The sequence below is a fragment of the Pseudomonas sp. MM227 genome (assembly GCF_947090715.1).
In the GTDB taxonomy this organism is placed as follows: Bacteria; Pseudomonadota; Gammaproteobacteria; order Pseudomonadales; family Pseudomonadaceae; genus Aquipseudomonas; species Aquipseudomonas baltica.
Window position 1 is genome coordinate 37,724 of record NZ_OX352319.1, and the last position, 12,617, is coordinate 50,340.

Genomic DNA, 12,617 nt, shown 5'->3' on the forward strand with positions numbered 1-12,617 from the left:
GGTTGCCGTACACTGCTCACTCACCTGGAGAATTGCCCATGAAACGATTCATTTTGGCGATGACATGCAGTGTCCTGGCAACCTCGGCGTCGGCTGCACCCGTGTCGTGCGAAGAATTGAAGGCCGAGATCGAAGGCAAGATCCAGGCGGCAGGCGTTGTGTCCTACACGCTGGAAATTGTCGACAATCTGGACGCCAAGGACCCGAGCATGGTGGTGGGTTCGTGCGACAACGGCACGCGCAAGATCATCTATCAAAAGAACGACACCTGATCCCGCGGCATCCGCTGCTGCCATTCAGTGGTGCACTGCTGCGCCTGGATTCAGGGAATGCAGTGAATCGCCCGATCTTCGGCAACAATCTCCCGGCTTGAATCGTACAGACGGGCACTGGCCTGCATGGCAATTGCCCTGCCCTCCAGGCGGTAGCGCTGGCCTGCCTTGAAGCCGTCATAGCGCACGGTCAGGTAGCAGGTACGGTCGAACGGGTCGTTGACCAGCCCGCCACCGGCGTACATTTCGTAGTCAAAACGCACTTCCAGCTCATGGCTGCCGGGATCTACCTGGAAGTAGCGGCCGTCATTGAGTTTGCGACCATCCAGACTTTCTGCCATGACCAGGCGACCGGTCGTGGTGAACATCTCGATCCAGGCCTTGCCAGGGTCAACGGCCGGCAACGGCGGATTGGCGCAGCCAGCAAGCGTGGCGAGGGTCAACAGGGCGAGCACGGCGCGCATGGAAGCTCCTTGGCTGCAGGAAGAAAGTGAGCAGGACAAAGGTCGAGTCTAGAAGCTTTGCGTCGGCGCTGCGAGTCGCCGCCGACGGTGGCCATGTTCAGGCCAGTGCTCAGGCGCTCTGGCAGCCCGCAGGTTGCGCCTGGCCTACCAGTTTGCGCTGCTCGTCGTAGAGCCTGGCCCACGGGCGAAAGCCGACGCTGCCGGCTTCCAGGAAATACCGCTGCCCCGCGTCGAAGCCGGCATAGGTGAGGTTCAGTTCGCAGTTGCGCCACAGCGGCGCGGGGACTGGGCCGATGTTGGTCGGCTGCACGGGGAACTGCAAGCGCACGGTCAGCTCATGGCTGCCGGGTTCGACTTCGAAATAACGGGTGTCGCCCCATTCCCGCTCGTCGACTTGCGTCGCCTGCAGGGCGTTGTGCCCGTTGGCCTGCAGATCGATCCAGGCCTGGTTGGGGTCCGGGTCGGGCAGACCGGCGCAGCCGGCAAGGGCCAGCATGCAGCCAGCAATGATCAATGCGCGCATGGAATTCTCCTGATGGGATCGTAAGATGCAGGGTCAGCGCCGATAACACCTGCTCGCTGGCGGGCCTGGCCATGGAAAACCACATGCATGAATTCGTTGTTGTTCGTCGTTCCATTCTTGCCGCACTCGACCGCGGTTTGCGCGCTTTTGTTCCCCTGTGCCTGCTGTTCCTGCTCAGCGGTTGCACCAGCGTCGGCTATTACGGCCAGCTGATGCAGGGCCAGTGGCAGCTGTTGCAGGCACGCGAGCCGGTCACGCGGATCATCGCAGACCCCGCGCGCGACCCGCGCCTGCGCGAGCAGTTGCAGCGTGCCCAGGCCGCTCGCGATTTCGCCAGCGTGCATCTGCACCTGCCGGACAACCGCAGCTATCGGCTGTATGCCGACATCGGTCGGCCGCTGATGGTGTGGAACGTGTTCGCCACGCCCGAGTTTTCCCTCGCCCCGTTGACCCACTGCTTTCCCATCGCGGGGTGCGTTGCCTACCGCGGCTACTACAGCCAGTCCGGCGCGCGGGGCGAAGCGGCGCTGCAGAAGCTGGCGGGCCGGGATGTGTACATCGGCGGCGTCGAAGCCTACTCGACCTTGGGCTGGTTCGATGATCCGATTCTCAACACCATGCTGGGCTGGGGCGACGAGCGCCTGGCCACGCTGATCTTCCATGAGCTGGCGCATCAGCGCGTGTATGTGCAGGACGACACCGAGTTCAACGAGTCCTTCGCCACCTTCGTCGAGCAGGAGGGCACCCGGCAGTGGCGCGCCTGGCGCGGTTTGCCGAAGGCGGCAGGCACACCGGCGGTGCAGCGAGAGCAGTTCACCTGGCTGGTGCTCGAGACCCGCGAACGCCTGGCCACGTTGTACGCACAGCCGCTGTCGGCCGAGGCCATGCAGGCTGGCAAGGCTGCCGAGTTCGAGCGCCTGCGCCGCGACTATCGCCAGTTGCGCGATGGGCGCTGGGGTGGCGACCGGCGTTTCGATGCCTGGATGAACGGGCCGATGAACAATGCCAAGCTGCTGCCGTTCGGATTGTACGACCAATGGGTGCCGGCGTTCGCCGGCCTGTTCCGGCAGGTCAATGGTGATTGGCAGGCGTTCTATGCCCAAGCGGAAAAGCTGGGCAAGTTGCCGATGGACCAGCGCAGGACCGAGTTGAATCGGTTGGGCAGATGATGGTCGCAGTGTTCTCTCGGGCCCTTTCGCGGCCACTGGCCGCTCCTACACGAAGCCTTGCGTAACCCGGTATCTACACCGCTGCACGAATCCCCGTAGGAGCGGCCAGTGGCCGCGAAGAGGCCCGCACCTTCACCGCATCATCCCGCGCCTTGCAAAAACGCCTCATGCAGCGCCTGCAACGTATCGAAATGATACGTCGGATTTTCCAGGACCAGCTCTTCCCGCGAGCCGAACCCATAGCCCACCGCCGCGCAATCCAGGCCATTGAGGCGGGCGCCGATCAGGTCATGCTTGCGGTCGCCGACCATCAAGGTCTGCGTCGGCTGCAGCCCTTCCTGCTCGAGGATATGAGCGATCAGTTGCACCTTGTCGGTTCGCGTGCCGTCGAGCTCGCTGCCGTAGATGACCTTGAAGTGCCTGGCGAAATCGAAATGGCGGGCGATTTCCCGGGCGAACTCCCAGGGTTTGGACGTGGCGATGTACAAATGCCGGCCCTGCGCCTGCAATGTTTCGAGCAGCGCGATGACACCGGCGAAGATCTGGTTTTCATACAGGCCCGTAACGCGGAAACGCTCGCGGTAGAAATTTACTGCCTGCCAGGCGCGGGCTTCGTCGAAACCATAGGCGTGCATGAACTGCTCCAGCAGGGGTGGGCCAATGAAATGCTCCAGGTTGCGCAGATCGGGTTCGTCGATGCCCAGTTTGGCCAAGGCATACTGGATGGAGCGGGTGATACCCTCGCGCGGGTCGGTCAGGGTGCCGTCGAGGTCGAACAGGATAGTTTGATAGTGCACGGAATCAGTCCTTGTCGAAGCCTTCGGCCAGGTGTTGGTCCTTGAGCTTCACGTAGTTGCCAGCGGTGTAGGTGAAGAACGCGCGTTCCTTGTCGGTCAGCGGCCGCGCCTGGCGGGCCGGGCTGCCCACGTACAGGAAGCCGCTGAGCAGGCGCTTGCCCGGCGGCACCAGGCTACCAGCGCCGATGATCACATCGTCCTCCACCACCGCCCCATCCATGACCGTGCTGCCCATGCCGACCAGGATGCGATTGCCCAGGGTGCAGCCATGCAGCATGACCTTGTGGCCGATGGTCACGTCGTCACCGATCAGCAACGGAAAACCGTCCGGATTGAACGGGCCGGCATGGGTGATGTGCAGCACACTGGCATCCTGCACGCTGGTGCGCTTGCCGATGCGGATGCGGTGCATGTCTGCGCGCACCACGGTCAGCGGCCAGATCGAACTATCGGCGCCGATCTCGACGTCGCCGATGACCACCGCCGAGCGGTCGACGAAGGCGCGTTCGCCAAGGCGCGGCGTTTGCTGCTGGAATGTGCGAATAGCCACGATAGGCATCCTCTGTGTTGTCGATAGCTGCGGTGAATCGCAATTGTAATTAAGATGTCCCAGTGTTTCTTCAATAGCCAAGGTGTTTAACCGTGAGCGCGAATCCCCTTCTGCAGTCCTACGACCTGCCGCCGTTCTCGGCGATCCGTGCCGAGCACGTACAACCGGCGATTGAACAGATCCTGGCCGACAACCGCGCGGCCATTGCCCACATTCTGCAAACCCAGGGCAGCCAGCCTACCTGGGCCGGCCTGGTGCTGGCCATGGACGAGCTGAACGACCGCCTGGGCGCCGCCTGGAGCCCGGTCAGCCACCTCAATGCCGTGTGCAACAGTGCCGAACTGCGCCAGGCCTATGAAGCGTGCCTGCCAGCGCTCAGTGCCTACTCCACCGAGCTGGGCCAGAACCGCGAACTGTTCCAGGCTTTCGAAACCCTGGCCAACAGTCCTGAAGCTGCGAACTTCGACGTTGCCCAGAAAACCATTCTGGAGCACTCGCTGCGCGATTTCCGCCTGTCCGGTATCGATTTGCCGGTGGATCAGCAGCAGCGCTACGCACAGGTACAGAGCAAGCTCTCGGAACTGGGCAGCCGTTTCTCCAACCAGCTGCTCGATGCCACCCAGGCCTGGACCAAGCATGTTACCGACGAAGCGTCCCTGGCCGGGCTGACGGACTCGGCCAAGGCGCAGATGGCTGCGGCGGCGCAGGCCAAGGGCCTGGACGGCTGGCTGATCAGCCTCGAGTTCCCCAGCTACTACGCGGTCATGACCTACGCTCACGACCGTGCCCTGCGTGAAGAACTCTACGCGGCCTACTGCACCCGCGCGTCGGACCAAGGCCCCAATGCTGGCCAGAACGACAACACGCCGGTGATGCGCGAGATCCTCGACCTGCGCCAGGAGCTGGCGCAGCTGCTGGGCTACGCCAGCTATTCGGAGTTGAGCCTGGCCACCAAGATGGCCGAATCGACCGATCAGGTGTTGACCTTCCTGCGTGATCTGGCTCAGCGCAGCAAGCCGTTCGCAGCCCAGGATCTGGAACAGCTCAAAGCCTACGCCGCCGAACAGGGTTGTGCCGACCTGCAAAGCTGGGACAGCGGCTTCTATGGCGAAAAGCTGCGCGAACAGCGCTACAGCGTTTCCCAAGAGGCGCTGCGCGCCTACTTCCCCATCGACAAGGTGCTGGGCGGCCTGTTCGCCATCGTGCAGCGCCTGTACGGCATCGAGATCGCCGAGCAGAAAGGGTTCGACACCTGGCACCCCGACGTACGCCTGTTCGAGATCAAGGAAAACGGCCAGCACGTGGGCCGCTTCTTCTTCGATCTCTATGCGCGCGCCAACAAGCGCGGCGGCGCCTGGATGGACGGCGCGCGCGACCGGCGTCGCACCGAGGCCGGCGAGTTGCAGAGCCCGGTGGCCAATCTGGTGTGTAATTTCACCCCGGCCGATGCCGGCAAGCCCGCGCTGTTGACCCACGATGAAGTCACCACCCTGTTCCACGAGTTCGGCCATGGCCTGCACCACCTGCTGACGCGGGTCGAGCATGTGGGCGTCTCGGGTATCAACGGCGTGGCGTGGGACGCAGTCGAGTTGCCCAGCCAGTTCATGGAAAACTGGTGCTGGGAACCCGCAGGCCTGGCCCTGATCTCGGGTCACTATGAAACCGGCGAGCCATTGCCCCAGGACCTGCTGGAGAAGATGCTGGCGGCGAAGAACTTCCAGTCCGGCTTGATGATGGTCCGGCAGATCGAGTTCTCGCTGTTCGACTTCGAGTTGCATGCCTCCCACGGCGACGGCCGCAGCGTGATGGAAGTGCTCGACGGTGTCCGCGACGAGGTTTCGGTCATGCGTCCACCGGCCTACAACCGCTTTCCCAACAGCTTCGCGCACATCTTCGCCGGCGGCTACGCGGCCGGTTACTACAGCTACAAGTGGGCCGAAGTGCTGTCGGCCGACGCGTTCAGCAAGTTCGAGGAAGACGGCGTGCTCAACGCCGACACTGGCCGCGCGTTCCGCGAAGCCATTCTGGCCCGTGGTGGGTCGCAGGCACCGATGGTGCTGTTCGTCGACTTTCGCGGTCGCGAGCCCTCCATCGATGCGCTGCTGCGCCACAGCGGGTTGAGCGAGGAAGCGGCAGCATGATCACCAAGAAACGCTTCATCGCCGGGGCCGTCTGCCCGGCGTGCAGCGAGCCGGACAAGCTGATGATGTGGAGCGTCGACGAAGTCCCGCATCGCGAGTGCGTGGCCTGTGGCTACAGCGACACGCTGAACGCGCAGGGCCAGTCGGTGCCCAGCGAGCTGGGCACGCGGGTCAACAAGGTCGCCGTCAAGGTTGCCCGGCCCACGTCGCAACCGGTGCAGTTCTTTCCCAACCCCAAGCTCAAGAAGCCTTGAGCCAGGCGTGCCGTCGACTTGCCGCAAGGGCAGGCCGACGGCAATAGCCGGCTACCACGTCATGCTTCGCTTCCGTTCCTAGACTGGCGCGCCACTCAGGCGTCATTCAAGGAATCGAACATGACCGCTGCGCACCTCGCTGCACTCCCCGCCCTGCTTGCCGAAAACCCCCTGCTGGGCCATCACGATGTGATCCCCTACCACTTGATCAGGGCCGAACACGTCGAGCCGGCGATCGAGCATGTGATCCAGACCAACCTCCGGCAGCTGGCGCAATTGCTCCCCGAGCAGCTCGCGGCACCTACATGGGAAGGCTTGGTCAAGCCATTGGAAGACATGCACCAACGCCTGCTGGCGGTGCTGCAGCCCGAACAATTGCTCAGTCGCCATCACCATCTCGCGGTGATCGACGCCTATGCGCGCTGTCGCGAACGAGTACAGGCCTATGAATTGGCCATCAAGCACAACCGTACCGTGCATGCCGTGCTGCAGCTGTTGCAGCAGAGCCCGCAGGCGCTCGATTTCGATCCAACCCAGCAGGCCGCATTGAGCCATGCGTTGCGTGCTTCGCGCCTGGCCGGGGTAGGCACCCAGCCGTCGATCCAGAAGCGCATTGGGCGTCTGCAGATGGAGCTGGCCGGGTTGTACCAAACCTTTGCCGACAACCTGAGTGCAGCCAGCGAAGCCGGGGCCTTGGCGTTCGACAACGAAACCGCTCTGGCAGGCATTGCTCCCGCGGTACTTGCCAGCATGGCGCTATGCGCGCGCGAGGCCGGCCAGTCGGGCTGGCGGCTGCCACTGGAGCTGCCGCTGGTGCTGGCGGTATTGAGCCAGGCCCATGACCGCGCGCTGCGCGAGCAGGTGTACCGCGCCTTCTACACCCACGCTTCGGAGCAAGGCCCGCAGGCCGGAACCTATGACAATGGACCGGTGCTGCAACGCATCCTTGCCGCCCGCGCCGAGCTGGCCGAAGCGGGTGGCTATCGCAGCTATGCCTCGCTGGCCCAGGCCACGCGTATGTTCGACGAGGCCGCGGACGTGGAGCAGCTCCTGCTGCAATTGATCGACAAGGTCCGCCCTGTGGCGCAGGCGGAGTTCGCCCCGCTGCAGGAACTGGCCGCGCTGTTCGGAGTGCCGGCGCTGCAGCCCTGGGACTGCAATTACTACCAGGAGAAATACCTGCAGATCCATCATGGGGTGACAGAGCTCAAGGTGCGTGAGTACTTTCCCGTGCAGGCGGTGCTTGATGGGCTGCAGCGTCTGCTCGAGCAGCTGTTCGACGTGCAGTGGCTGCAATGCCCGCCAGCACCGCGCCAGCCTGCATCGGTGCACCTGATTCAACTCAGCGAGCAGGGACAGGTCTTGGGCCATATCTACCTGGACCTGCACACTCGGCCGAAGAAACGCGCGGGTGCCTGGATGGAAGCCCTGCGTGACCGCCACCGTTTCGCCGATGGTCGGCTGCAGCTGCCCATCGCCCACGTGGGGTGTGATTTCGCCGCCGACACGCCAGCGTTTCCCTGCCTGCTGAGCCTGGGCGACATCCAGACGTTCTTCCACGAGCTGGGGCATGCGCTGCACCATGTACTGACCCGCATCGACCATGGCAGCGTCTCTGGCATCAAGGGCGTGGCCGAAGATGCGGTGGAATTGCCCAGCGGCGTGTTCGAGCACTGGGCCATGCAGCCTGAAGTTCTGCAATCGATGTCGCGACATCACCGGACCGGCGAAGCCATCGGTACCGCCTTCGTCGAGCGGGCGCTCGCCGCCCAGGCGCGCTTTCGTGCCCAGGCCCTGCTGTGGCAACTCGAATACGCTCTGGTCGACTATCGCCTGCACAGCCACAGCGACACGCTGTCGGCGCAGCAGATTGGCGAACAGGTGCTGGAGCAGACGCAGATCGTCCGTCATCCGCCCTATGTTCGTTGGCTCAACACTTTCGCCCACCTGTTCACCGGCGCCGACTACGCCGCCGGGTACTACAGCTATGTCTGGGCGCAGGTGCTGGCCGCTCATCTGTTCGCCCGCTTCAAGCGTGAGGGGCTGTTCTCGAGTCAGGTCGGCGGGGATTTCGAACGCTTGATTCTGGCATCGGGAGGGACGCGACCTTTTGCGGAACTGGTCGAGAGCTTCGCTGGCAGTGAGCCGGGTATCGAAGCGCTGTTGCTCGATCTGGGCATCAAGACGTGAGTCGTTCGAGCAACGACAGAGGTGAAGACTGAGCACAGGTAGACTGAAACCGGTTTCATTTGGCGTCACAAATAGATACATTTATCGGCTGAACCGTCAGGGCGGCATTTTGCCGCGCCTGGCTTCGTGCCGAATGTGTCGCGTCTGCGCCTTCAACAAAGCACCACCCGCCTCCGGCCGCGTGGTGCAACGAACACGTACCGCTGGGCTGCGCATCGATAAAACCGTATCGAACAGCTGATGAGAACCTTGATGTCCGAGCAAGAAAACAACCCGCGCCGGGATTTTCTGCGCAAAACCCTGACCCTCATTCCGGTGGTGACCGTTGCCAGCAGTGGCCTGGGCGTCGCTGCCCTGACTGCCAATGCCAATGCCGATACTCGCTCGCCAGCGCCAGCCCCCGCGCCCGCCGCCGACTACCAGCCGTCATTTTTCACCGCTGAAGAATGGGCTTTCGTCCAAGCCGCAGTGGCTCGCTTGATTCCGGCGGACGATCTGGGCCCCGGTGCTCTGGAAGCCGGAGCGGCGGAATTTATCGACCGCCAGATGAACACGCCCTACGCCACCGGCGCGCTGTGGTACATGCAGGGTCCGTTCGTCACCGACGCCGCGCCGCAAATGGGCTATCAGCTGCAGTTGGTGCCACAGCAGATCTATCGCTTGGGCATCGCTGCCACGGACACCTGGTGCAAGGCTCAATCAGGTAAAAGCTTTGCCGAGCAAGACAGCGCTACCCAGGAGCGTATTCTCAGCAAGATCGAAGCAGGCGAGCTGGTTTTCGAGGAATTGCCAGCTACGGCATTTTTCAGTCTGATGCTGCAGAACACCCGCGAAGGCTTCTTCTGCGACCCGGTGCATGGTGGCAACAAGGGCATGGTCGGCTGGACGCAGATCGGTTTTCCCGGCGCCCGCGCCGATTTCATGGACTGGGTGGAACGCAACGAACAATACCCTTTCCCGGCAGTATCGATTCGCGGCGAGAGGGCCTGACATGGCAACGGTAATGAAGAAGGTCGACGCGGTCATCGTCGGGTTTGGCTGGACCGGCGCGATCATGGCCAAGGAGCTCACCGAGGCGGGCCTCAACGTGGTCGCGCTGGAGCGCGGCCCGATGCAGGACACCTACCCCGACGGCAGTTATCCACAGGTGATCGACGAGCTGACCTACAGCGTGCGCAAGAAGCTGTTCCAGGACATCTCCAAGGAAACCGTGACCATCCGTCACAGCGTCAACGACGTCGCCCTGCCCAACCGTCAGTTGGGTGCGTTTCTGCCAGGCAAAGGCGTCGGCGGCGCCGGCCTGCATTGGTCCGGCGTGCATTTCCGGGTCGATCCCATCGAACTGCGCATGCGCAGCCACTACGAAGAGCGCTACGGCAAGCAGTTCATTCCCAAGGACATGACCATCCAGGATTTCGGCGTCAGCTATGAAGAGCTGGAACCGTTCTTCGATTTTGCCGAAAAAGTCTTCGGCACCTCGGGTCAGGCCTGGACGGTGAACGGCGTGCGCGTCGGCGAAGGCAAGGGTGGCAACCCGTATGCGCCGGATCGTTCCAACCCGTTCCCGCTGGCCTCGCAGAAGAACACCGTGTCGGCGCAGCTGTTCCAGAAGGCTGCGGCCGAGGTCGGTTACAAGCCGTACAACCTGCCCTCGGCCAATACCTCGGGGCCGTATACCAACCCCTATGGTGCGCAGATGGGCCCCTGCAACTTCTGCGGCTTCTGCAGCGGCTATGTCTGCTACATGTATTCCAAGGCGTCACCGAACGTGAACATTCTGCCGGCATTGCGCCAGGTCGATACCTTCGAGCTGCGCACCAATGCCCACGTGCTGCGGGTCAACCTGGACAGCAGCAAGCGCAAGGCAACCGGCGTGACCTACGTCGACGCCCAGGGCCGTGAGGTCGAGCAGCCCGCAGACCTGGTGATTCTTGCGGCATTCCAGTTCAACAACGTGCGCCTGATGCTGCTCTCCGGCATCGGCCAGCCGTACGACCCCAAGACCGGCGAAGGCGTGGTCGGCAAGAGCTTCGCCTATCAGAACATGGCCACCATCAAGGCTTTCTTCGACAAGAACACCCACACCAACAACTTCATCGGTGCCGGTGGCAACGGCGTGGCGTTCGACGACTTCAACGCCGACAACTTCGACCATGGCCCCCATGGCTTCGTCGGCGGCTCGCCGATGTGGGTCAACCAGGCCGGCAGCCGGCCCATCGCCGGCACGGCCAATCCACCCGGTACGCCTGCCTGGGGCAGTGCCTGGAAGAAGGCCACTGCCGACTATTACACCCATCAGGTGTCGATGGATGCCCACGGCGCCCATCAGTCCTATCGCGGCAACTACCTGGACCTGGACCCGGTGTACCGCGATGCCTATGGCCTGCCGTTGCTGCGCATGACCTTCGACTGGCAGGAAAACGACATCAAGATGAACCGCTTCATGGTCGAGAAAATGAGCAAGGTCGCCCAGGCCATGAACCCCAAGGCCATTGCCCTGCTCGGCAAGAAGGTCGGCGAGCATTTCAACACTGCCTCCTACCAGACCACCCACCTCAATGGCGGCGCGATCATGGGCACCGACCCCAAGACCAGCGCGATCAACCGCTATCTGCAGTGCTGGGATGTGCCTAACGTGTTCGTTCCAGGCGCCTCGGCCTTTCCTCAGGGCCTTGGCTACAACCCCACTGGCCTGGTGGCGGCATTGACCTACTGGTCGGCGCGGGCCATTCGCGAGCAGTACCTGAAGAACCCCGGCCCGCTGGTGCAGGCATAAGGAGCGCAGAGATGAACGTTATCCAGATCGCTGCGTTGACCTTGCTGGCCTGCCTGTCGACCAGTCTGCCGGCCTGGGCCGCCGAGCCCGACGACGCCCTGATCGAGCAGGGTCGCTACCTGGCCCGTGCCGGTGATTGCGTGGCTTGCCATACCGCCAAGGGCGGTGCGCCATTCGCGGGTGGGCTGGGCATGGAAACCCCGATCGGCACGGTCTACTCGACCAATATCACGCCGCACGGCGACGGCATCGGCAATTACAGTTTCGACGACTTCGACAAGGCCGTGCGCCATGGCATCGGCAAGAGTGGCAGCAGCCTGTACCCGGCCATGCCCTACCCGTCTTATGCGCGGGTCAGCGATGCCGACATGCAGGCCCTGTATGCCTACTTCATGAAGGGTGTGGCGCCGGTGGCCGAGCCGAACAAGGCCACCGACATTCCCTGGCCGTTGAGCATGCGCTGGCCGTTGGCGATCTGGCGTGGTCTGTTCGCGCCCAAGGTCAGTGCCTATCAGCCACCGCCGGGCTCGGATCCGGTGATCAGCCGCGGCGCCTATCTGGTCGAAGGGCTCGGGCACTGCGGCGCCTGCCATACGCCGCGGGCGATCACCATGCAGGAGAAGGCCCTGAGCGCCGCCGACAGCGCCGATTTCCTGGCTGGCAGCGCACCGCTGGAAGGCTGGATCGCCAAGAGCCTGCGCGGCGATCACAAGGACGGCCTGGGCAGCTGGAGCGAAGAGCAACTGGTGCAGTTTCTCAAGACCGGCCGCAGCGACCGCAGCGCGGTGTTCGGCGGCATGAGCGACGTGGTCGAGCACAGCATGCAGTACATGAGCCATGAAGACCTGACCGCAATTGCCCGCTACCTGAAGACGCTTCCGGCAGTGGACCGGGCCGACAAGCCGCATGAATACGATGCGCGCGTGGCCGATGCGCTGTGGAAGGGCGACGACAGCAAGGTCGGCGCCGGGCTGTACATCGACAACTGCGCAGCCTGTCATCGGACCGATGGCCAGGGCTATACCCGGGTGTTCCCGGCCTTGGCCGGCAACCCGGTGCTGCAGACCGAGGATGCCAGTTCGTTGATCCATATCGTACTGGCCGGGGGCACGTTGCCAGCGACGCACACGGCGCCGTCGACGTTCACCATGCCTGCCTTCGCCTGGCGCCTGTCCGACCAGGAAGTGGCCGACGTGGTGAACTTCATCCGCACCAGCTGGGGCAATCAGGGCTCGGCGGTGTCGGCCAGCGACGTCAAGCAGATGCGCGGTGACGACATGAAACACACTTCCGGCGATGACCTGGGCCAGTCCACCAGCCATTGATCGAGGCAGCCGGCCTCTTCGCGGGCAGAGGGCTCGCCGCCCGCCCCGCTCCCACAGGTATGTGAATGGGTGACCATCCTTGTGGGAGCGGGTCTCTGCCCGCGAAAGGGCCTCACTGACACCCTTCAGTAAAAAGGCGTTCTACTCCTGTGGGAG

The 12,617-nt window shown here is 63.3% G+C and carries 12 protein-coding genes; 8 read left to right on the forward strand and 4 right to left on the reverse strand.

Annotated features, from left to right (window positions below):
• Nucleotides 1-38: 38 nt before the first annotated feature.
• A complete protein-coding gene (locus ONG87_RS00180) occupies nucleotides 39-272 on the forward strand; it encodes a DUF1161 domain-containing protein (RefSeq protein ID WP_264381996.1) in 234 nt (77 codons plus the stop codon).
• Between the two features lie 50 nt (nucleotides 273-322).
• Here the strand turns inward: ONG87_RS00180 and ONG87_RS00185 are convergent, their stop codons facing one another.
• Both ONG87_RS00185 and ONG87_RS00190 read right to left on the reverse strand, forming a co-directional pair.
• On the reverse strand, nucleotides 323-736 hold the full coding sequence (locus tag ONG87_RS00185; protein WP_122480073.1) for a hypothetical protein: 414 nt from the start codon (nucleotides 734-736) through the stop codon (nucleotides 323-325).
• 109 nt (nucleotides 737-845) lie between these two features.
• Nucleotides 846-1,259, reverse strand: coding sequence for a hypothetical protein (locus ONG87_RS00190; RefSeq protein ID WP_264381997.1), 414 nt, complete (start codon nucleotides 1,257-1,259; stop codon nucleotides 846-848).
• 212 nt (nucleotides 1,260-1,471) lie between these two features.
• Between ONG87_RS00190 and ONG87_RS00195 the strand changes: the two genes are divergently transcribed.
• Complete coding sequence (locus ONG87_RS00195; protein ID WP_264382889.1) at nucleotides 1,472-2,428, forward strand: aminopeptidase; 957 nt, start codon at nucleotides 1,472-1,474, stop codon at nucleotides 2,426-2,428.
• A 140-nt stretch (nucleotides 2,429-2,568) separates the two neighbouring features.
• Here ONG87_RS00195 and ONG87_RS00200 read toward each other — a convergent pair whose 3' ends face one another.
• Both ONG87_RS00200 and ONG87_RS00205 read right to left on the reverse strand, forming a co-directional pair.
• Nucleotides 2,569-3,225 (reverse strand): HAD family hydrolase, encoded by a 657-nt coding sequence (locus tag ONG87_RS00200; RefSeq protein ID WP_185794602.1) that lies wholly within the window; start codon nucleotides 3,223-3,225, stop codon nucleotides 2,569-2,571.
• A 4-nt stretch (nucleotides 3,226-3,229) separates the two neighbouring features.
• Nucleotides 3,230-3,775: a gamma carbonic anhydrase family protein gene (locus tag ONG87_RS00205; protein ID WP_264381998.1), complete on the reverse strand. Its 546-nt coding sequence runs from the start codon at nucleotides 3,773-3,775 to the stop codon at nucleotides 3,230-3,232.
• 92 nt (nucleotides 3,776-3,867) lie between these two features.
• Between ONG87_RS00205 and prlC the strand changes: the two genes are divergently transcribed.
• The 6 genes from prlC (at nucleotide 3,868) to ONG87_RS00235 (ending at nucleotide 12,461) form a co-directional block, all read left to right on the forward strand.
• The gene (prlC, locus tag ONG87_RS00210; RefSeq protein WP_264381999.1) at nucleotides 3,868-5,916 is read left to right on the forward strand and encodes an oligopeptidase A; all 2,049 of its coding nucleotides are present in this window, start codon (nucleotides 3,868-3,870) and stop codon (nucleotides 5,914-5,916) included.
• Nucleotides 5,913-6,170: a YheV family putative zinc ribbon protein gene (locus tag ONG87_RS00215; protein ID WP_043191945.1), complete on the forward strand. Its 258-nt coding sequence runs from the start codon at nucleotides 5,913-5,915 to the stop codon at nucleotides 6,168-6,170. The genes prlC and ONG87_RS00215 overlap by 4 nt, the downstream gene beginning before the upstream one ends.
• A gap of 120 nt (nucleotides 6,171-6,290) precedes the next feature.
• Nucleotides 6,291-8,360, forward strand: coding sequence for a M3 family metallopeptidase (locus tag ONG87_RS00220; RefSeq protein WP_264382000.1), 2,070 nt, complete (start codon nucleotides 6,291-6,293; stop codon nucleotides 8,358-8,360).
• A gap of 252 nt (nucleotides 8,361-8,612) precedes the next feature.
• Nucleotides 8,613-9,350: a gluconate 2-dehydrogenase subunit 3 family protein gene (locus ONG87_RS00225; RefSeq protein ID WP_264382001.1), complete on the forward strand. Its 738-nt coding sequence runs from the start codon at nucleotides 8,613-8,615 to the stop codon at nucleotides 9,348-9,350.
• Between the two features lies 1 nt (nucleotide 9,351).
• Nucleotides 9,352-11,136, forward strand: a complete 1,785-nt coding sequence (locus ONG87_RS00230) for a GMC family oxidoreductase (RefSeq protein ID WP_264382002.1) — start codon at nucleotides 9,352-9,354, stop codon at nucleotides 11,134-11,136.
• Between the two features lie 11 nt (nucleotides 11,137-11,147).
• A complete protein-coding gene (locus ONG87_RS00235; RefSeq protein ID WP_122480081.1) occupies nucleotides 11,148-12,461 on the forward strand; it encodes a cytochrome c in 1,314 nt (437 codons plus the stop codon).
• Nucleotides 12,462-12,617: the final 156 nt, after the last annotated feature.

Excerpts from the sequence above, each read along its gene's own strand:
- ONG87_RS00180 (WP_264381996.1), top strand. The coding sequence starts at position 39 with ATGAAACGATTCATTTTGGCGATGACATGCAGTGTCCTGGCAACCTCG.
- ONG87_RS00185 (WP_122480073.1), bottom strand. The coding sequence starts at position 736 with ATGCGCGCCGTGCTCGCCCTGTTGACCCTCGCCACGCTTGCTGGCTGC.
- ONG87_RS00190 (WP_264381997.1), bottom strand. The coding sequence starts at position 1,259 with ATGCGCGCATTGATCATTGCTGGCTGCATGCTGGCCCTTGCCGGCTGC.
- ONG87_RS00195 (WP_264382889.1), top strand. The coding sequence starts at position 1,472 with ATGCAGGGCCAGTGGCAGCTGTTGCAGGCACGCGAGCCGGTCACGCGG.
- ONG87_RS00215 (WP_043191945.1), top strand. The coding sequence starts at position 5,913 with ATGATCACCAAGAAACGCTTCATCGCCGGGGCCGTCTGCCCGGCGTGC.
- ONG87_RS00220 (WP_264382000.1), top strand. The coding sequence starts at position 6,291 with ATGACCGCTGCGCACCTCGCTGCACTCCCCGCCCTGCTTGCCGAAAAC.
- ONG87_RS00225 (WP_264382001.1), top strand. The coding sequence starts at position 8,613 with ATGTCCGAGCAAGAAAACAACCCGCGCCGGGATTTTCTGCGCAAAACC.
- ONG87_RS00230 (WP_264382002.1), top strand. The coding sequence starts at position 9,352 with ATGGCAACGGTAATGAAGAAGGTCGACGCGGTCATCGTCGGGTTTGGC.
- ONG87_RS00235 (WP_122480081.1), top strand. The coding sequence starts at position 11,148 with ATGAACGTTATCCAGATCGCTGCGTTGACCTTGCTGGCCTGCCTGTCG.